The organism is Nocardia concava NBRC 100430 (genome assembly GCF_000308815.1).
Classification (GTDB): domain Bacteria; phylum Actinomycetota; class Actinomycetes; order Mycobacteriales; family Mycobacteriaceae; genus Nocardia; species Nocardia concava.
Genome location: NZ_BAFX01000020.1, coordinates 1 through 18,093 on the forward strand (window position 1 = coordinate 1; position 18,093 = coordinate 18,093).

Annotated in this window: 12 protein-coding genes; 8 read left to right on the forward strand and 4 right to left on the reverse strand. The window is 69.7% G+C overall.

The genetic code is table 11. The annotated features are described in order from the left end of the window. The 3 genes from ON43_RS42160 to ON43_RS05295 form a co-directional block, all read left to right on the forward strand. The coding region (locus tag ON43_RS42160) for a non-ribosomal peptide synthetase (protein WP_157513909.1) at positions 1–5,762 on the forward strand (5,762 nt) is incomplete at its 5' end. Between the two features lie 160 nt (positions 5,763–5,922). After that, positions 5,923–6,915, forward strand: a complete 993-nt coding sequence (locus tag ON43_RS05290; RefSeq protein ID WP_040804328.1) for an alpha/beta hydrolase — start codon at positions 5,923–5,925, stop codon at positions 6,913–6,915. Between the two features lie 130 nt (positions 6,916–7,045). Beyond that, positions 7,046–8,299: an Nramp family divalent metal transporter gene (locus ON43_RS05295; RefSeq protein ID WP_373283394.1), complete on the forward strand. Its 1,254-nt coding sequence runs from the start codon at positions 7,046–7,048 to the stop codon at positions 8,297–8,299. A gap of 8 nt (positions 8,300–8,307) precedes the next feature. Here the strand turns inward: ON43_RS05295 and ON43_RS05300 are convergent, their stop codons facing one another. Continuing rightward, complete coding sequence (locus tag ON43_RS05300; RefSeq protein WP_040804180.1) at positions 8,308–9,102, reverse strand: enoyl-CoA hydratase-related protein; 795 nt, start codon at positions 9,100–9,102, stop codon at positions 8,308–8,310. A 126-nt stretch (positions 9,103–9,228) separates the two neighbouring features. Here ON43_RS05300 and ON43_RS05305 point away from each other — a divergent pair, with 126 nt between their 5' ends. After that, complete coding sequence (locus ON43_RS05305) at positions 9,229–10,467, forward strand: TetR/AcrR family transcriptional regulator (protein WP_051177933.1); 1,239 nt, start codon at positions 9,229–9,231, stop codon at positions 10,465–10,467. A gap of 87 nt (positions 10,468–10,554) precedes the next feature. Here ON43_RS05305 and ON43_RS05310 read toward each other — a convergent pair whose 3' ends face one another. Further along, positions 10,555–12,036 carry an aldehyde dehydrogenase family protein gene (locus ON43_RS05310; protein ID WP_040804181.1) on the reverse strand — a complete coding sequence of 494 codons (1,482 nt, stop codon included), beginning with the start codon at positions 12,034–12,036 and terminating at the stop codon, positions 10,555–10,557. Positions 12,037–12,366: 330 nt separating this feature from the next. Here ON43_RS05310 and ON43_RS05315 point away from each other — a divergent pair, with 330 nt between their 5' ends. The 4 genes from ON43_RS05315 to ON43_RS05330 all read left to right on the forward strand — a co-directional run bounded on the left by ON43_RS05315 (position 12,367) and on the right by ON43_RS05330 (position 16,200). Further along, positions 12,367–13,374, forward strand: a complete 1,008-nt coding sequence (locus tag ON43_RS05315) for a daunorubicin/doxorubicin resistance ABC transporter ATP-binding protein DrrA (RefSeq protein WP_051177935.1) — start codon at positions 12,367–12,369, stop codon at positions 13,372–13,374. Next, complete coding sequence (locus tag ON43_RS05320) at positions 13,371–14,183, forward strand: ABC transporter permease (protein WP_040804184.1); 813 nt, start codon at positions 13,371–13,373, stop codon at positions 14,181–14,183. Before ON43_RS05315 ends, ON43_RS05320 begins: the two co-directional genes overlap by 4 nt. Then, on the forward strand, positions 14,180–15,058 hold the full coding sequence (locus ON43_RS05325) for an ABC transporter permease (protein WP_040804187.1): 879 nt from the start codon (positions 14,180–14,182) through the stop codon (positions 15,056–15,058). Before ON43_RS05320 ends, ON43_RS05325 begins: the two co-directional genes overlap by 4 nt. Positions 15,059–15,171: 113 nt before the next feature. Then, on the forward strand, positions 15,172–16,200 hold the full coding sequence (locus tag ON43_RS05330; RefSeq protein WP_040804191.1) for an SDR family oxidoreductase: 1,029 nt from the start codon (positions 15,172–15,174) through the stop codon (positions 16,198–16,200). A 30-nt stretch (positions 16,201–16,230) separates the two neighbouring features. On the opposite strand, the gene ON43_RS05335 is transcribed toward ON43_RS05330, so the two are convergent. After that, a complete protein-coding gene (locus ON43_RS05335) occupies positions 16,231–17,463 on the reverse strand; it encodes a lycopene cyclase family protein (RefSeq protein WP_051177937.1) in 1,233 nt (410 codons plus the stop codon). Between the two features lie 59 nt (positions 17,464–17,522). Next, positions 17,523–17,999: a hotdog fold domain-containing protein gene (locus ON43_RS05340; protein WP_040804194.1), complete on the reverse strand. Its 477-nt coding sequence runs from the start codon at positions 17,997–17,999 to the stop codon at positions 17,523–17,525. Between the last annotated feature and the right edge of the window lie 94 nt (positions 18,000–18,093).

Consider the following 18,093-nt stretch of genomic DNA (forward strand, 5'->3'; position numbering starts at 1 on the left):
CGGGCGCGAGCTTCACCGAACTGCTGGCGCGCCAGCGCGAAACCGACCTGGCCGCCTACGCCCACGCCGACGTGCCGTTCGAGCGGCTGGTCGAGGTGCTCAACCCGGTGCGCTCCACCGCGCGGCACCCGCTGTTCCAGGTGGGCCTGTCCTTCCAGAACCACACCCAGTCCGCCCTCGAGCTCTCCGACCTGAAGGTCGCGGGCCTCGAGATCGACACCGAGCTGTCGCAGTTCGACCTGCACCTCATCGCCGCCGACCGGTACACCGAGACCGGTGAGCCCGCGGGCATCATCGGCGGATTCACCTACGCCACAGCGCTGTTCGACAAGGCCACCGTCGAGGGCTTCGTCGAGCGCTTCGTGCGCCTGCTCGGCAGCGTCGCCGCCGATCCGGGCACGCCGGTGGGCGAGGTGGAACTGCTCGCCGCCGACGAGCGGACGCGAATCCTGCGGGGCTGGAACGACACCCGGCACGAGGTGGACACCACCGCGACGCTGGCCTCCCTGCTCGACCGGACCGTTGCGGCCCATGCGGACCGGACCGCGCTGGTCGCCGACGGCGAGGGTGAACTGACCTACGCCGAACTCGACGCCAAGGTGAACCGGCTCGCCCGCGCCCTCATCGAGAGCGGCATCGGCCCGGAAGACCGGGTGGCGCTGGCCATTCGCCGCTCCACCGATCTGATCGTCGCCATGTACGCGGTCACCAGGTCCGGCGCTGCCTACGTGCCCGTCGACCCGGACCAGGCCGCCGAACGCGTCGGCTACATCCTGGAGACCGCGGCGCCCAAGGCCGTATTGACCACGGCCGCCGTCGGTTTCGAGACCGACCTGGCCGAGGTGGTCCGCCTCGACGAGCTGGACCTGTCCGGCTACTCGGACGCGCCGATCGCCGATTCCGAGCGGGTGGCCGCGCTGACCGCCGCCAATACCGCGTACGTCATCTTCACCTCCGGTTCCACCGGTCGCCCGAAGGGTGTGGCGCTGCCGCACGGCGCGGTCGTGAACCAGTTGCTGTGGAAGACCGCCGAATTCGGGCTCGGCGTCGACGATGCCGTGCTGCTCAAGACGGCCGCCACCTTCGACCTCTCGGTCTGGGAATTCTGGTCCGCCGCCGTCTCGGGCGGTCGCCTGGTCATCGCCGAACCCGAGGGCCATCGCGATCCGGAGTACCTCAACGCGCTCATGGCGCGCGAGTCCGTGACCACCCTGCACACGGTGCCGTCCATGCTGGACGCGCTGCTGGCCGAATCGAATTCGGCCACCGGGCTGGGCGCGCTGCGGCGCGTGCTGGCCATCGGCGAGGCCCTGCCGGGTGCGGTGGCGCAGCGGTTCCGCGCCGCGCTGCCGCAGGTGGAGCTGTTCAACCTGTACGGCCCGACCGAGGCCGCGGTGTCCATCACCAACCACGCCGTCACCGATGCCGACCAGGTCTCGGTGCCCATTGGCGCGCCGGAATGGAACAGTCGCGTCTACGTGCTCGACGCCCGGTTGCGGCCGGTGCCGGTCGGGGTGCCGGGCGAGTTGTACCTGGCCGGTGCGCAATTGGCGCGCGGCTACTTCGGCCGCCCGGACCTCACCGCGGACCGCTTCATCGCCGACCCGTTCGCCGACGGTGAGCGCATGTACCGCACCGGTGACCTCGTCGCCTGGAACGCGGGCGGCGAGCTGGAGTACCGGGGCCGCACCGACTTCCAGGTGAAGATCCGCGGCTTCCGCATCGAACTGGGCGAGATCGAGGCCGCGCTGCTGGCGCTGCCCGAGATCGCGCAGACCGCCGTGCTGGCCAAGACCGACGAGCGCACCGGTGACCGCCTGGTCGCCTACCTGGTGCCCACCGGCGCGGAACTCGATGTCGCCCAGGTGAAGTCGGAGCTGTCGGCGGCGCTGCCGTCGTACATGGTCCCGGCCGCCTTCGTGGTGCTCGACGCCCTGCCGCTCAATGCCAACGGCAAGCTGGATCGCAACGCGCTGCCGGATCCGGAGTTCGAGGCCGCCGAGTACCGGGCACCGGCCTCGCCGCTGGAGCAGACCGTCGCCGATGTCTTCGCCGACGTCCTGGGCCTGGAGCGGGTCGGCCTGGACGACGACTTCTTCACCCTCGGCGGCAACTCGCTGCTGGCCACCCAGGTGGCGAGCCGGCTGCGCGCGCTCACCGGCGCCGAGGTGCGGGTCGCCTGGTTCTTCACCGCGCCGAACGTGGCCGGACTGAGCGAGCGGATCGTGGCCGCGCTCGAGGGCGCGCACGACTACGACTCGAATTCCGAGGCCGGACTTCAGGTCGTGCTGCCCATCCGCGGCACGGGCACCCGGACGCCGATCTTCTGCGCCCCGCCCATGTCCGGAATGTCGTGGTGTTATGCCGGTTTGGCGCGCTTCCTCCCCGAGGACCAGCCGCTGCTCGGCCTGCAGTCGCCCGCACTCACCGAAACCGACTGGGACCCGGCCACCCTCGACGACGTGGCCCGGCGCTACGCCGCCGAGATGCGCAAGGTGCAGCCGGAGGGGCCCTACCGGGTGCTCGGCTACTCCCTCGGCGGCAACCTGGCCCAGGCCATCGCCGCCGAACTGGAGGCCACGGGGCAGCGGGTGGATCTGCTCGCCATCCTGGACTCCTACCCGGGCGCCTCGACCGACTTCCGCACCTCCATCCTCGACGAGTTCGCCACCATCGGAATCGGTCCCGAGGCCTTCCCGGACGGCGATCTGCTGAACCTCGGCGAGGAGGCGCTGAACGCGCTGCACGCCGCGGTGCCGGCGGATCTGGGCGTACTGACCCCGGACCGGCTGCGCCGCATCTACCGCGGCGCGGTGCGCAGCCTGGTGATGGACTCGGAATACCGGCCGCGGCATTTCGACGGCCGCGTCGAGCTGTTCCGCGCCGAATTCCGCAGTCCCGGTGTGCCGCAGGCGATGTCGGCCGCCGACTGGCGGCCCTACGTCAGCGGTGACATCGTGGAGCACCCGGTCCCGGGCACGCACCAGATGATGACCACCGCCGAATCCCTGGCCGTCATCGGACCGGTGCTGGCCACCCTCATCGATCGCGCCGACGCCGGAGTCGATATGGCCGACAACAGCAGTGCAGTCGCAGCACCCCGCAATGCCGTCGCAGCACCGAGCAGTGCGGTCGCGGCACCGAGCAGTGCGGTCGCGGCACCCAGCCCTGCTGTCGAGGAACAGAGCGGTGCTGTCGAGGAGCCGGGCGGCACGCTGACCGAGCTCATGACCGCCGCCGTCGCGTCGAATCCGGCGGGCGCCGCGGTCGTCATCCGCGGCCGCGCCTTCACCTACGCGCAGCTCGACGCCGAATCCTCGCGTCTGGCCCGGGTTCTCATCGAGCAGGGCGCGGGACCGGACAGCCGGGTGGCGGTCGCGCTGCCCCGCTCGGTCGCGCTCGTCCTCGCCGCCTGGGCGGTGGCCAAGTCCGGCGCGGCCCTGGTGCCGGTCGACCCGGCCGACGGCCGCCGCGTCCTCGACAGCCGCGCCACCCACGGCCTGACCCTGGGCTCGGCGGCGCGCACGCTGCCGCCGCTCACCGGCGGGCTGGACTGGATCGTCGTGGACGATCCCAGCGTCGGCGCGCTGGTCGAATCCCGTTCCGCCGCACCGGTCACCGACGCCGACCGCAGCGCACCCGTCGAACCCGGCCACCCGGCCTGGATCGACTACCCGGCCGACCGCTTCGGCGAGGTCGTGCTCACCCAGTCCGACCTGCACGGCATTGCCGAGCGGGCCCGGCGCTCCGGCCTCGGCCGGGAGGCGCGCGCACTGTATCTGGCGGCCGCGGGCTCCGGCCTGTCCCCGCTGGAACCGGTGCTCCCGCTGGGTGCGGCCGCCGCCCTGGTGGTCGCGCAGCACCGGGACTACGGCACCGCCGAACTGGTGGACCTGATCGCCGCCGAGGGCGCGACCCACGCGGTGCTGACCGCCGACATCCGGACCGGGCTCGACCAAGGGGCGCTGACGGACATCCAGGTCATCGCCGCCGAGGACCTGCTGACCGCGGCGACCGCACCGGTCGACGAATCCGCCTCCGCCGCCGAGGATTCCGCCGAGCCCGCCTGGGCCACCACCGCGGTGCTCCCGGTCATCCGGCCCGAGGACCTCGCGCGGCCGGTGAAGCTGCACGATCCGGAAGAGCCCGCGGTCGATTCGGCCCCGGAGCCCGGCCTCGAGCCGGAACCCGCCCCCGACATCGCCTTCCAGCTCGACTCGGACGCCGATGCTCCGGAATCGGCTGCGGCCGAACCGGAATCGGCGGTGGATGAGCCGGAAGTGGCAGACGAGCCGGAGGCGGCGACCGCCGAGCCGGAGCCGGCAGCCGAGCCGGAATCGATTGCGGCCGAGCCGGAACCGGCTGCTGCTCCGGCGGCTCTCCCCGCCGTCTCGGAACCGGCCCCGCGCACTCCCCAGCCGATCGTGCCGGTGAACCAGGGCCCGAGACTGACCGCGGTGGGCGAGGTTTCGGCGCTGCCCGCCGGTGCCATGAGCCTGCTCGAGGTGGAGCCGTCGGGCATCTGGGTCCGCGCCATCACCCTCGATATCGCCGCGGGCATCTCCGGCACCCGGGTCCGCCGCTCGGTCGCCACCCTGCTGGACCGGCATCCGGGCCTGTGGGCGCGGCTGCGCCGGACCGGCGATTCGGTCGCCCTCGACATTCCGGCGCAGCAGCCGCGCGGTGCCGCCGTGGTCTGGCAGATCGACCCCAATGTGGAGGCCGTCGGCGACCCCATCGAGGCCGTGATCCACGCCGCCGCAGCCGAATTGGACCCCGAGAAGGGGTACAACATGCGCTTCGTGCTGGTCGAGAACCCGCCCGTGGACGGCGCGCCCGAGGACCGGCCCGCCGCCGTGCTGGTGGTGGTCGCCAACGGCCTGGTGGTCGACGACACCTCGTGGCGCACCGTCATCGAGGACCTCACCGCCTCCTGGTCCGGCGGCCACGCCACCCCGCCCAGCGCGGACGCGCACCCGCTCGGCATCGCCCGCTCGCTCGCGCAGCGCGCCGTGGATCCGGCCACCATCGCCGAATTGGACTGGTGGCGTGCGGCGCTCACCGATGTCGCCGAGGGCGTGTCCCCGGACCGGGTGCTCGGCGACGCCGATTCCGGTGGTCGCGGCCGCGTCTCGGTCTCCATCACGGGGGAGGGCGCGGCGGCCGTCGACGCCGTCGCCCGTCGCTACGGGGCCAGCATCGACGATGTGCTGCTGGCCGCGCTGGCCGCCACCCTGCTCGACCCGGCCGCCGAAACCCTGCGCGACACACTGGGTTCGGTGGTGCGGCTGATCGCCGACGGTCGTGCGCCCGGTGACCAGGCCGGGCAGCGCACGGTCGGCGCGTTCAGCACCGCCTACCCGTTCGCGCTGCGCCTCGAGGGACTCGACCTCGCCGAGGTGCGCGCCGGCGGTCCCGGCGCGGGCACGGTCATCGAGCAGATTCGCGATAGCGCCCGGGAGGTGCCGTCCGGCGGTGTCGGATTCGGGCTGCTGCGGCACCTGAACCCGGAGACCGTCGCGGAGATCGCGGTGCTGCCGGCCGGCCGCATCGGATTCCGCTACCGCGATCTGCGCCCGGCCCGGGTCTACCCGGAACCGGTCGCCGACGACCTGTACCTCGACGTCACCGTGGACACCAGTCAGGACGGGCTCGTCGCCCGCTTCGACTTCGTGGGCGCGGTGCTCGGCTTGGACCAGGTCAAGCAGCTGGTGGAGGGCTGGGTGCAGGCGCTGGGCGGATTGGCCGAACACGGCCGGTGACCCTGCCGCCCGGCCGATGTGTGTGGCGTATGGTCTGTCGGGGGCTGAATTCGACACGAGATGAAGGTGCAAAACATTGATTCGTCGACATGTCCGGAATGGGCGGCGCGGGGTGCGAGCCGCGGCCTTCCTAGCTGCCACCGCGGTTCTCACCGGTCTCATGGCCGGCGTCGGTGGCGGCACCGCCTCCGCCGACCCGATCATCGACGGTAAGAAACTGCTGGCCGATCCGGTGTCGGCGGACGGTTCGAAGATCACCAAGGCCGAGATGAAGGATGAGCGGAACATCCGCCTCTACGTCTACTCGGCGGCCATGGGCGCCACCTACCCGGTCGATGTGCAGCGGCCCGCCGACGCCTCGGTGCCGCGCCCGACCCTGTACCTGCTCAATGGCGCGGGCGGCGGTCAGGACGACGCTTCCTGGGTGAAGAAGACGAACATCGTCGGCGGCTTCCTCGGCGACAAGAACGTCAATGTCGTGCAGGTCATCGGCGGCAAGTGGTCCTACTACCAGGACTGGGACAACGACGATCCGGTGCTCGGCCGCAACAAGTGGACCACCTTCTTCAGCGAGGAACTGCCCCCGCTGATCGACGCCGCCCTGGGCACCAACGGCGTCAACGCCATCGCGGGCATCTCCACCTCCGGCACCACCGTGCTCACCCTGGCCGAGGCCCGGCCGGACCTGTACAAGTCCGTCGCCGCCTACTCCGGCTGCGCGCAGATGGCCGACCCGCAGGGTCAGGAATTCATGCGCCTGACCGTCGAGACCTGGGGCGGCGGCAAGCTCGAGAACATGTACGGCCCGTCGAACTCGCCCGAGTGGGCCGAGCACGATCCGGTCATCAATGCCGAGAAGCTGCGCGGCATCAACCTCTACGTCTCCTCCGGCAGCGGTCTGCCCGGCCAGTGGGACACCCTCAACGGGCCCTACACCCTGCCCGGCGGCTACGGCCTGGCCAACCAGCTCATCATCGGTGGCGTCATCGAGGCGGGCACCAACTACTGCAGCCACAACCTGGCGAACAAGCTGAACTCGCTGGGCATCCCGGCCACCTACAACTTCCGGGCCACCGGCACCCACTCGTGGGGTTACTGGAACGACGAGTTCATCAACTCGTGGCCGGTGCTGGCCCAGGGCCTCGGCGTCTAGCCGAAAGTTCACTCGGACAACGCGATACAGCCCGGCACCGGAAGGTGCCGGGCTGTTTGCCGTTATGGGTAAGGTCACAGCTCGGTAGGAGGGGCTAAACAAAAAGTTCGGGAACCCGTAAACTCTTCTTGTGAGTACCAGTTTGGCCGAAGACCAGCGCAGCCCGTTTCAGCGAGCGCGATCGGCCACGGTCTTACTGGGCCCGGCCTTCGTCGCCGCTATCGCCTATGTCGATCCCGGCAACGTCGCATCCAACATCAGCGCCGGTGCGCAATACGGCTACCTGCTGGTGTGGGTGGTCGTCATGGCCAATGTCATGGCCGGGCTGGTGCAGTTCCTCTCCGCGAAACTCGGCCTGGTCACCGGCAAGTCCCTGCCGGAGGTGGTGCGGGAGAAGGCGAGCCGCCCGGTCCGCCTGGCCTACTGGGGGCAGGCCGAAACCGTCGCCGTGGCAACCGATCTCGCCGAGGTGGTGGGCGGCGCCATCGCCCTGAACCTGCTGTTCCAGCTGCCGCTCATGGTCGGCGGCGTCATCACCGGCATCGTGTCGATGATCCTGCTGCTGATCCAGAACCACCGCGGCCAGCAGCCCTTCGAACGCGTCATCACCGGTCTGCTCGGCGTCATCGCCATCGGATTCCTTGCCTCCGTGTTCATCTCGCCGCCCTCGGCGTCGGAGACGATCGGCGGACTGCTGCCGCGCTTCGACGGCTCCGGCAGCGTGCTGCTGGCCGCCGCCATGATCGGCGCGACCGTCATGCCGCACGTGGTCTACCTGCACTCCGGTATGGCTCGCGACCGGCACGGGCATCCGGAGGAGGGCGCGCCGCGAAAGCGGTTGCTGCGCATCACCCGTTACGACGTCGGCCTGGCCATGCTGCTGGCGGGCGCGGTGAACCTGGCCATGCTGCTCATGGCCGCGAGCACCCTGCGCGGGCGCGACGGCGTGGACACCATCGAGGGCGCGCACGCCGCGGTCGTCGAGGTGCTCGGACCGGTCGCCGGATTGCTGCTCGCGGTCGGACTGCTCGCCTCGGGTCTGGCCTCCACCTCGGTGGGTGCGTACGCGGGGGCCATGATCATGCAGGGCCTGCTGCACCGGCACATTCCGCTGGTCGTGCGCCGCGTCATCACCCTGATTCCGGCCCTGGTGGTGCTCGCGCTCGGCATCGATCCCACTCGCGCGCTGATCATTTCGCAGGTGGTGCTGTCGTTCGGCATCCCGCTCGCGCTGATCCCGCTGGTGCGCTTCACCAGTGACCCGGCCATCATGGGCAACGACGTCAACCGCCGCCTCACCACCGGTCTGGCCTGGCTGGTGGCGGCCATCATCACCACGCTGAACGTGGTGCTGATCTACCTGACCGTCACCGGAAAGAGCTGACGCCCAATCTATTCGGCGAAGACCGCCTTGCGCTTCTGCAGCATGGCGGCCGCGCCCTCGGCGAAATCAGCGGAGTCCAGAAGCTCGCACTGCCCGGACTTCTCGGCGGCCAGCACGGCGTCGAACGAGGCCAGCGCCGCGGTCCCGAGGGCCTGCTTGGTGAGTTCCAGGGCGCGACGCGGACCGTGCGCGAGCTTGTCGACCGCCGCCTCCACCTTGGCGTCCAGTCCCTCCTCGGAGTAGACGCCCGCGACCAAGCCGTGCGCCAGCGCGTCGCGCGCCGGGAGCCGCTCGCCCAGCAGCGCCATCTCGGCGGCCAGCGGGCGACCGGCGGCCGCCGCGACCAGGCCCGCCGCACCGCCATCGGGCATGAGCCCGATATTGATGAAGGCCAGCAACAGGTAGGCGTCCTCGGACAGGTAGGTCAGGTCGGCGGCCAGCGCGATGGCCACGCCGATACCGGCGCACGAGCCCTTGACCCGGGCGATCACCGGAATCGGCGCCTCCACAATGGCTTTGACCATGCCGTTGGCCGCGTCCAGGATCATCTCGTTGGTGATGCCGCGTGTGGCGTACTCGTCGGCGGCGGACAGGTCCGCGCCGGTGCAGAAATCGCCGCCCTCGCCGGTCACCACAATGACCCGGACCGCGGGGTTCGCAGACGCCGCGCGCACGGTGCCGCCCAGGGCTGCCATGGTGTCGTAATCGATGGCGTTCTTGCGTTTGGGATTGGTGAGGGTGATACGAAGCACCCGCCCGTCCAGGATCGCGGTGTAACCCGTCGTGGTCGCGATATCGCTCATCGGGGCTCCCAGATATATATGCGGCTACATTGCCGCAGACTGTGTTCAAGTTTGCGAATTGTGGTTAACTTAAGGTCGTTCGTCCGGCACTGTCAACAGCCGGTGCCGTAGAGAAGGAGAAACCGTATGGTCGCCGATCGCAGCGAGGCCGCCCTCGCTTCCGCGCGACCAGAAGGTCAATCCGGGCCAATCGACAGCGAATCCGGACCCCGCCGCCGCCCCAAGAACCGCAAGGTCCAAATCGTGCGGGTAGCGGCGCGAGCCTTCGCCGAACGCGGCTACCACCCGGTCGGCGTGGACGAGATCGCCGCCGAGGTCGGCATCTCCGGCCCGGCCCTGTACCGGCATTTCCGCAACAAATACGCGCTGCTGGTGGCCGCCGCGGAAGGTGGTGCGCAGCAATTGCTGGACGCCGCCAAGGCCGCCGACAATCCGGAGCTGGAACCGGAACCGCGACTCACCGCGCTGATCCGCGGCATCGCCGAGTACACCATCGACGTGCGCCGCGAGGGCGGGCTGTACCGGTGGGAGCGGCGCTATCTGGAGCGCGCGGACCGCGACCGCATCCGGGTCATCTACAACGACCTGCACGACACCGTGGCCGCGCCCATCGCCGAGCTCTACCCCGACGCGGAGGCCGCCGACGTCCAGCTGCGCGCCGCCGCCGTGCTGAGCGCCATCGGCTCGATCACCGCGCACCGCACCGCGCTGTCCACCACCCGATTGACCGGGCTCATCGTCGACATCTGCTGGGACATCCTGCGCTGCGAGCTGCCGCCCGCGCCCGCCCCGGCCGTCGGCGACCCCATCGTGCGCGGGCTGCCCGTCATCTCCAAGCGGGAGCAGCTGCTCACCGAGGCCATCCGCATCTTCGGGCGGCAGGGCTACCACGAGGCCAGCATCGAGGAGATCGGCGCGGCCGCGGGCATCAACGCCTCCAGTGTCTACCGCTACTTCGCCAGCAAGGCCGACCTGCTGGCCGCGGCCTTCCACCGCACCGGCGAACGGGTCGCCATCGCCAATAACGAGGCGCTGGCCGAGGCCACCAGCCGCGCCGACGCGGCCGCGCGCATCGCCGACCGCTTCGCCCGCATGACCTTCGCCATGCCGGAGATCCTGCCCGTGTATTTCTCCGAATTCTCCAATCTGCCCGCCTCCGAACAACATCGGCTGCGCTCGATCCAGCGGCAGAACGTGCTGGAGTGGGCCAACCTGCTCGACGGCGATCAGATCGAGGCCCGCTTCCGGGTGCACGCGGCCATCGCCCAGGTCGCCGATGTCGGGCGGCGCATCCGCTTCGACGGGCGGCCGGAGAACTTGGCCCGGGTGAGCGCGCTCATGCGGGCAGTATTGCTGGGCGGATAGCCCACCCCGTCATTCCGGCGCGCTTTTGGCCGGAATCTACTGCGGGGGTGTGGATCCCGGCCAAAAGCATGCCGGGATGACGAGGGATCAGACTCGGTGCCGCATACGGAACAACGCGCGCGCCACGCGCAGCCGCCGCGGATGCTTTTCGAAGGTCCCGGAAGTGATCTGGTCGGGCGGGTGCTTCTCGGTGATCGTCTGCGCGCGGGCGAATTCCCGCAGCACCTGCGGATTACGAATGCGGCCCGGACCGTGCACGCCGTAGACGGGCGCCGAATTCACGGTGATCAGTTCACTGCGCAAGTGCGCCGCGAACTCCGGCACGCTGCGCACATCGCGCGTGAAAACCGCGACGGTGCGCGGATTCTCGGCCGCGTTCACCCGCTCGGCGGCCTCGTCCATGGTGGCCACCCGGTTCACCACCAGCACCGGGCCCACCGGATCGCCGGTGACCGCGCTGCTCACCTCGGGCACCTCGGTGAGCACGATCGGCTCGATATAGGGCTCGCGGATCGAATCCAGGCCGCCCACCACCAGCCGCGCGCCCCGGGTCACCGCATCGCGCACCTGCCGGCGCACCACCTCGATCTGCGACTCCAGGATCATCGGGCCGTAGGAGGCGCGGCGGTCCGCACCCGGCCGCAGCCGCTTGGCCTGATCGGCCACCAGCTCCAGGAACGGCTCGTACACCGAATCGGCGACGTACACGCAGCGCACGCCCGCGGGCTGCTGTCCCGCATTGGCCATGGCGCCGTACACGGCCGCCGCCGCGGCGGCGTCGAGCTTGGCGTCCACCTGCACCACCATCGCCCCGCGTCCACCCTGCTCGACGACCAGGGGAGTGGACGACTGCGCGGCCAGCGCGGCCACCTCGCGCGCGCCCGCGTTCGAACCGGCGTAGGCGAGCTTGTCCACGTGCGAGCGGCAGAGTGCGGCCGCGGTGGCGCTGTCGCCCGTGACCACCTGCAGCACAGGCTGATTCGGGGCCAGATGGTTCCAGGTGTCGGCCAGCCAGGCGCCCACGCCGGGGGTCAGCTCGCTGGGTTTGAACACCACGGCATTGCCGGAGGCCATCGCGCCGGCGATCGAATTCATCGGCGTGAGAACGGGATTGTGCCAAGGACCGAGCACTCCGACCACGCCCAACGGCAGATGGCCGATGGTGCCGGTGGGGTCGCGCCGCAGTGAGGCGCTGAGCCGGTTGGTGCGGCCCAGCGTCCGGCCGGCATGGCGCGCAACCCAATCCAGATGTTCCACTGCGAGGGTCACCTCGATGGCGGCGTCCAGGCGCGGCTTTCCGGTCTCGCTGGAGACCAGTTCGACCAGATCCCGGGTGCCGCGGGCGATGGCCCGCTTCCAATCCAGCAGCCAGCGCTTGCGCGCGTCGAAACCCAGTGCCGCCCACCAGTGTTCGGCGCTGTGCGCCGAGCGGACGGTGCGGGTGAGTTCTCCCGCGCCCATGCTCGCGTACTCGCCCACGACCTCCCCGGTCCGTGGGTCGTAGGACGTCAGTACCTTCGATCGGCCCGCATTAGCGCGCCCTGTTGCCGGCTGCGCCGACTCGGCCATGGTCAACCTCTCGTGGCCGGGAATGTCTCTCCCCGTGCAGCCAGACTATGGTTCGAGTCGCAGATGCGACAAGGTAGCGAAATCACCGCATACCGGCCGGTCTGGGCCTGGATCAGCGGCTATTCGGGAACCCTCCGGTTTGTGACCAAGCGCACAGTTTGGGAATAGCTGCTTCGGCTAATGAACGTCCCTGTTTCGGATGCGCCGGTAACATCACGGCCGACGGTGTGGATCATCCCTGCGGGCGGTAGTGACTTACCCCTGCGGGGTTGTGGGGACCCGTCACCGGGGCGACATCGTTCAGCCCGACCAGCCGATAGTGGAGAGTTGATGCCCAGCTTGGACAGACCGGAATCCGTGACACCCGACGATCCGGCCGTTTACGTCGAAGACGTCCGCAAGTCCTTCGGCGAGGTGCACGCGCTGCAGGGCATCAGCTTCACCGCCGCCCGCGGCCAGGTGCTCGGCATTCTCGGCCCCAACGGCGCGGGCAAGACCACCACGGTCAAGGTCCTGTCCACCCTGCTGCGCCCCGACTCCGGCACCGCCCGCATCGCCGGGCACGACGTGAGCAAGGATCCCGCCGCGGTCCGCCGGTCCATCATGATGACCGGCCAGTACGCGGCCCTCGACGAGAACCTCTCCGGCCGCGAGAACCTCGAGCTCTTCGGACGGCTGATGGGCCTGCCCCGCAAGGCGGCCCGGCAGCGCGCCGACACCCTGCTCGAGGAGTTCGATCTCACCGGCGCCGGCCGCCGTGCGGTGCGCCACTACTCCGGCGGCATGCGCCGTCGCGTGGACATTGCCTGCGGTCTGGTGGTCCGGCCCGAGGTGGTGTTCCTCGACGAACCCACTACCGGCCTGGATCCGCGCTCGCGCCAGGGCGTCTGGGATCTGGTCACCGCGCTCAAGAACCAGGGCATCACCGTCCTGCTGACCACGCAGTACCTCGAAGAGGCCGACGTGCTCAGCGACAACATCATCGTCATCGACAAGGGCACCGTCATCGCCGAGGGCACCGCCGACGCCCTCAAGGAGAAGACCGGCGGCAGTTACTGCGAGGTCGTGCCGCTGGATCCCACCCAGCTGAGCACCGCCGCCGACGCGCTCGGCGATCTGGTGCCCGAGGCGGTCCGCGCGGAACTGGCGGGCGCCGACCGGCTTTCGATTCCGGCCCCGGACGGCGCGGTCACGCTGTCGGAGGCGCTGCGCCGGCTCGACGCGGTCGGCGTGAAGCTGGCCGACATCGGCCTGCGCCGCCCCTCGCTCGACGACGTCTTCCTCACCCTCACCGGACACGGCAGCAAGGAGCTCGCCGACGCGGAGGGCACCGCATGACCACGGTCGAAAACACGCGCGCCGCCGACCTCTTCGCCGATGTCCCCCCGGCCCGGCCCACCAGCTTCGCGCAGTGGCGCGCGCTCACCGGGCGCATCGTCTGGGTCATGGCCACCAAGGGCGAACTCATCGTCGCGGTGATCATCCCGCTGGTCTTCACCCTCGGCTTCTACCTGCCGCTGAAATACGTCATGCAGTTCGCCGGGATCAACTACGCGCAGTTCGTGATGCCGATCATCGTGCTGCAGACCATGTCCTTCACCATGATGTCGAATGCGCAGCTGGCCGCGTTCGAGGCCATGACCGGACTCAACACCCGTATGCAGACCATGCCCATCGGCAAGATGGTGCCGCTGGTGTCGCGGCAGTCCGCGGGCGTGGTGCGCTCGGTGGTCTCGCTCATCGCGGCACTCGGCTGGGGCTACATGATCGGCTTCCGCTTCGTGGCCGGCTTCGGCCAGGCGGTGCTGTTCTGCGCGTTCTCCCTCGCGATCGGGACCGTGCTGGCCGTCGGCGCCGACGGGCTCGGGTCACTGACCAAGAGTCCCGAATCCCTCAGCCAGGCATTGACACTGCCGACCCTGATCTTCGGCATGCTGTCCTGCGGCTTCGTGCCCGAGTCCGGATTCCCCGCCTGGGTGCGGCCGTTCGTGCGTAATCAACCCATCTCGCAGTTCTCCTTCGCGCTGCGGGACATGGCCGATCACGGCGTGACCTGGCAGGTGTTCTGGGTGCCGCTGGTGTGGCTGGTGGGCGGCGCGATCGTGTTCACGCCGCTGGCGGTCTGGGCGAGTGTGAGGCGGGCATGAGCAGTGCGGTGACGACCGACGTGGTCGAAAAGGACTCGACTGAACAGGATTCGTGGGCGGGGCATCAGCCGCTTCCCGTGGTGAAACCGCGATCGGAGAGCGCGCTCTCGATCTGGGTGGAGCAGAGCCTGATCCAGTGCAAGAGGCTGCTCACGGGCTGGATGCGCGACACCTCCACGACGATCCAGACGCTCATCTACCCGGCGGCGACGCTGATCATGTTCCGGATCGTGCTGGGCGACTCGATCGCCAGATTCACCGGGATCCCGGCCATCTACGGCTACGTGCCGCTGGTCATGCTGGTGGCCGCCATGTCCGGATCGATCGTGAGCGCGCTCGGCTTCAAGGGCGAGAAGGCGACCGGACTGCTCGGGCGGTTCTACACCATGCCCGTCCACCGGGCGGCCGGGCTCACCGGACGCCTGCTGGCCGAGGCCGTCCGGGTGCTCATCACCTCGCTGTTCGTGCTGGTGGTGGGGATCGCGCTGGGCTTCCGGTTCTGGTACGGGCCCGCGGCCTCGATTGCCATGATCGCCATTCCGGTGCTGTTCGCCATCGGATTCGCGGTCATGATCACCGCCCTGGCCACGCTCACCGAGGGCGTCCTGCTGGTGGCGGTCATCGGCATCGTGAACACCCTGCTGATGTTCTTCAACTCCGGATTCGTTCCCGTGAACGCCTATCCGACCTGGTTGCAGAAGACGGTGGAGAACCAGCCGATGAGCACGGCCATCGACGCTATGAAGGGGCTGTCGCTGGACGGGCCGATTGCCACGCCGCTGTTGAAGACGCTGGCGTGGACCATCGGCATGATCGTCGTGTTCGCCTACCCCGCGATTCGCGGCTACCGGCGGGCAGCGGAAACCGGCGCTTAGCCACACGCCGCCCGAACCCTGACACGCCCGCGAAAGTTCGCGTGGTGTGCGGGGTTTGGGTGGTTCGCCGAGCCCCGATCGGGATGTGGCCCGCGTCACGTTAAGGTTGCCCCATGGCTTACCTGGTTACCGGGGCAACTGGGTTCATCGGTCGATTTCTGGTTCCCGAACTCCTGAAACGCGGTGCGGACGTCCACGTGCTGGTGCGTCCCGGCGAGGACTCCGTGCTGCGCTTCAACCGCTGCCTGCGCGACTGGGACGCCCGCGACCGGGTGAAGCCGGTGCGCGGGGATCTGGCCGCGCCCGGGCTCGGCATCGACGCGGGCTGGATTGCCGCGCACCGCGGTTCGATCGACCACGTCTTCCACCTGGCCGCCGGCTTCGACGCGGCCGGGGCGGGCGGCGGCAGCCGACGGGTGGCCGAACTCGCGGCCACGCTGGAAGCCGGACGGCTGCACCATGTTTCGACCGCGCGCATCGCCGGGGCGTGGGAGGGGCTGTTCACCGAGGACATGACCGACGTCGGCCAGCTGCTGCCCACGCCCTACCAGCGCGCCATGCTGCGCGCCGAACAGGACGTGCGCGAGCAGTCCGAGGTGCCGTGGCGGATCTACCGGCCGTCCATCGTCATCGGCGACTCTCGCACCGGCGAGATCGACCGCATCGACGGGCCGTACTACTTCTTCCGGGTGCTGCGCATGGCCGCCCAGCTGCCGCGCATCCTGCCCGTGGTGGCGCCCAAACTCGGCGAAACCAATATGGTGCCGGTCGATTTCGTGGCGCGCGCCCTCGACCACATCGCCCACCGGCCCGGCGACGGACCGTCCACCTATCACCTGGTGGATCCGCGCGAGCAGAGCGTCGCCGAGGTCTTCAACCTCTTCGCCGACGAGGCCGGGGCCCCGCACCTCATCGAGGTCATGCCCAAGCAGACCCTCGACATGACGCTGCGCGTGCCCGGTATGGGGTGGGCACTGCGCCAGGTCGGCATACCCACCGATGTCATCGAGGACAGCGAATTCGCCTGCCGCTTCGACTCCCGGCACACCGCCGCCGCCCTCGCCGGCACCGACATCAAGGTCCCGCCGCTGGCCGCCTACGCCTCGATCATCTGGAAGTACTGGATCGAGAACTGGGTGTAATCGTCATCCCGGCGCGCTTTTGGCCGGGATCTACCTTTCGGAGGTGGATTCCGGCCGAGAGCGCGCCGGAATGACGGGTTGATCCTCCGGGCGCGCGTGTCCGTAATCCCAGTTCACCCAGCGGTTTCGGTTGGTCCAGCCGACCAGGTCGTAGCGCCATCGGAAGGGCCAGGTGGTGGCGACCGTCATGAACAGGGCCGCGCCCAGGGCGGTGTAGTCGTCGTGGGCGGACAGCAGCGCGCGCTGCTGGCGGGGCGGGCGGGTGAAGAACGCGTCGAACATGGCGATCGACTGGGCGGTGGTCAACCGGCCCAGGCCGTACACGCCGCGCATGCGCATCCAATGCACCAGCCGGGCCTCGCGCGTCCACAGCGCCGCGACCGGATCGTCGCCGCGCCAGATCGCGTCCAGGGCGGTGTCGACCAGCGCGAGCGAATCCGCGACGCAGTAGCCGGTGATCGGATGCATCATGCCGCCGCGCGAGCCGTACGGAATCACCTGTCCGCGACCGGTTTTCGGCGGCACCGCGTCGAGCGGATAGTGCGCGGCCTCGGTCGGCTCGTCGCCGCGCAGCCGAATCCCGTGCGCCGCCAGCCGATTCAGCGTGCGCCGCCGCAACTCGTGCTGCGGCATGCCGCCGCGCAGGCCGAGGCTGGTCTCCTCGAAGATCACCGTGCCGTCGCCCAGCGGCACCGAGTACAGGAACGACGGCGGCTCGTCCGGGCCCGCACCGTTCTCGTCGCGCCAGTCCAGCAGCAGGCCCTCACCGGCGCTCACCATGGGCGCGGCAATGTCCTCGTCCACGAAAATGCCGTGCGCGCTGGCGGTTCTGCGCTGTCCCGGCGCGGCCTGCCCGCGGGTGTCGAAGACGGTGGCGGCCCGCACCTCGGTGCCGTCGGCCAGCTCCACCCGATGCGGCTGCACCGTGCGCGCCCGCCCGGTGATCACCGTCGCGTCGTCCAGCGGCAGCGCGTCGAACAGGCCTTGCTTGGACAGCACGCAGTACGGCCGCGGAATCCGATGCTCGGCCTTGGTCCACACCACCGGCGCGTCGATCCGGCTGGCGATCGCGCCCTGCCCCAACCACTCCGGCAGCTCGTCCACCCAGCACGAATACGTGGGCCCCCACAGCCGAGTGGGCCGCGGATCGATCGCCACGACCCGCATCCCCGCCGCCATCGCGCGATGCGCCAAGGCCCGCCCCGTGGGCCCGAGCCCCACCACACACACGTCGGCGGCAGCACCGACCTCCCGGCCACTCATACTCCGCATTCAAACAGCCCGGTCCCGCCGACGCCAGGCTGCCTCCGACTTCGCGCCGCCTACTTCGGCGTCACCCAGGTGGTGATGTCCGCGTGCACGACCTCGAGCCCGGCCTTGTCGTAGATCGACACCGGCACGACCAGGTCCTGCCCCTCGGTGATGGTCGAAAAGTCCGGCACCTCAGGCAGTTTCGCCACGGCCCGCAGCCCCGAGTTGGCCTTCGCCAGGTACTGCACGTTCATCGCCTTGGGAATCCACCGATGCGTCTCCGGCACCGTCGCCTCCGACAGCATCCCCATCGCCACCTCGGCCAGGTTGCACGCCGCGATCGCATGGAACGTCCCCAGATGATTGTGAATCCCGAACCACTTCGGCGCGGTCACCTCACACAACCCCGGCTCCAGCCGCACCACACTCGGCAACACGGTCCCGAAGTACGGCACTCTCGCCACCATCCCGAGCGAGAACAACGTATGCCCGACCCGATTGTCGGGAAGCTTCTTCCACCCGCGATAAGTAGCGGTCTCTTTACCCATGCCGCAGATCTTACTCAGAAGTAAGTTAACCGAAAGGGTGACCCGCGAGCCCCATTCGTAAGGATGCCGCTGGATCGGTCGTCGAATCCGTCAC

What these genes read in the sequence shown, in the direction of transcription:
- ON43_RS05330 (WP_040804191.1), top strand. Translation starts at nt 15,172, where the DNA reads ATGGCTTACCTGGTTACCGGGGCAACTGGGTTCATCGGTCGATTTCTG.
- ON43_RS05335 (WP_051177937.1), bottom strand. Translation starts at nt 17,463, where the DNA reads ATGAGTGGCCGGGAGGTCGGTGCTGCCGCCGACGTGTGTGTGGTGGGG.
- ON43_RS05320 (WP_040804184.1), top strand. Translation starts at nt 13,371, where the DNA reads ATGACCACGGTCGAAAACACGCGCGCCGCCGACCTCTTCGCCGATGTC.
- ON43_RS05300 (WP_040804180.1), bottom strand. Translation starts at nt 9,102, where the DNA reads ATGAGCGATATCGCGACCACGACGGGTTACACCGCGATCCTGGACGGG.
- ON43_RS05315 (WP_051177935.1), top strand. Translation starts at nt 12,367, where the DNA reads ATGCCCAGCTTGGACAGACCGGAATCCGTGACACCCGACGATCCGGCC.
- ON43_RS05340 (WP_040804194.1), bottom strand. Translation starts at nt 17,999, where the DNA reads ATGGGTAAAGAGACCGCTACTTATCGCGGGTGGAAGAAGCTTCCCGAC.
- ON43_RS05325 (WP_040804187.1), top strand. Translation starts at nt 14,180, where the DNA reads ATGAGCAGTGCGGTGACGACCGACGTGGTCGAAAAGGACTCGACTGAA.
- ON43_RS05290 (WP_040804328.1), top strand. Translation starts at nt 5,923, where the DNA reads ATGGCCGGCGTCGGTGGCGGCACCGCCTCCGCCGACCCGATCATCGAC.
- ON43_RS05310 (WP_040804181.1), bottom strand. Translation starts at nt 12,036, where the DNA reads ATGGCCGAGTCGGCGCAGCCGGCAACAGGGCGCGCTAATGCGGGCCGA.
- ON43_RS05305 (WP_051177933.1), top strand. Translation starts at nt 9,229, where the DNA reads ATGGTCGCCGATCGCAGCGAGGCCGCCCTCGCTTCCGCGCGACCAGAA.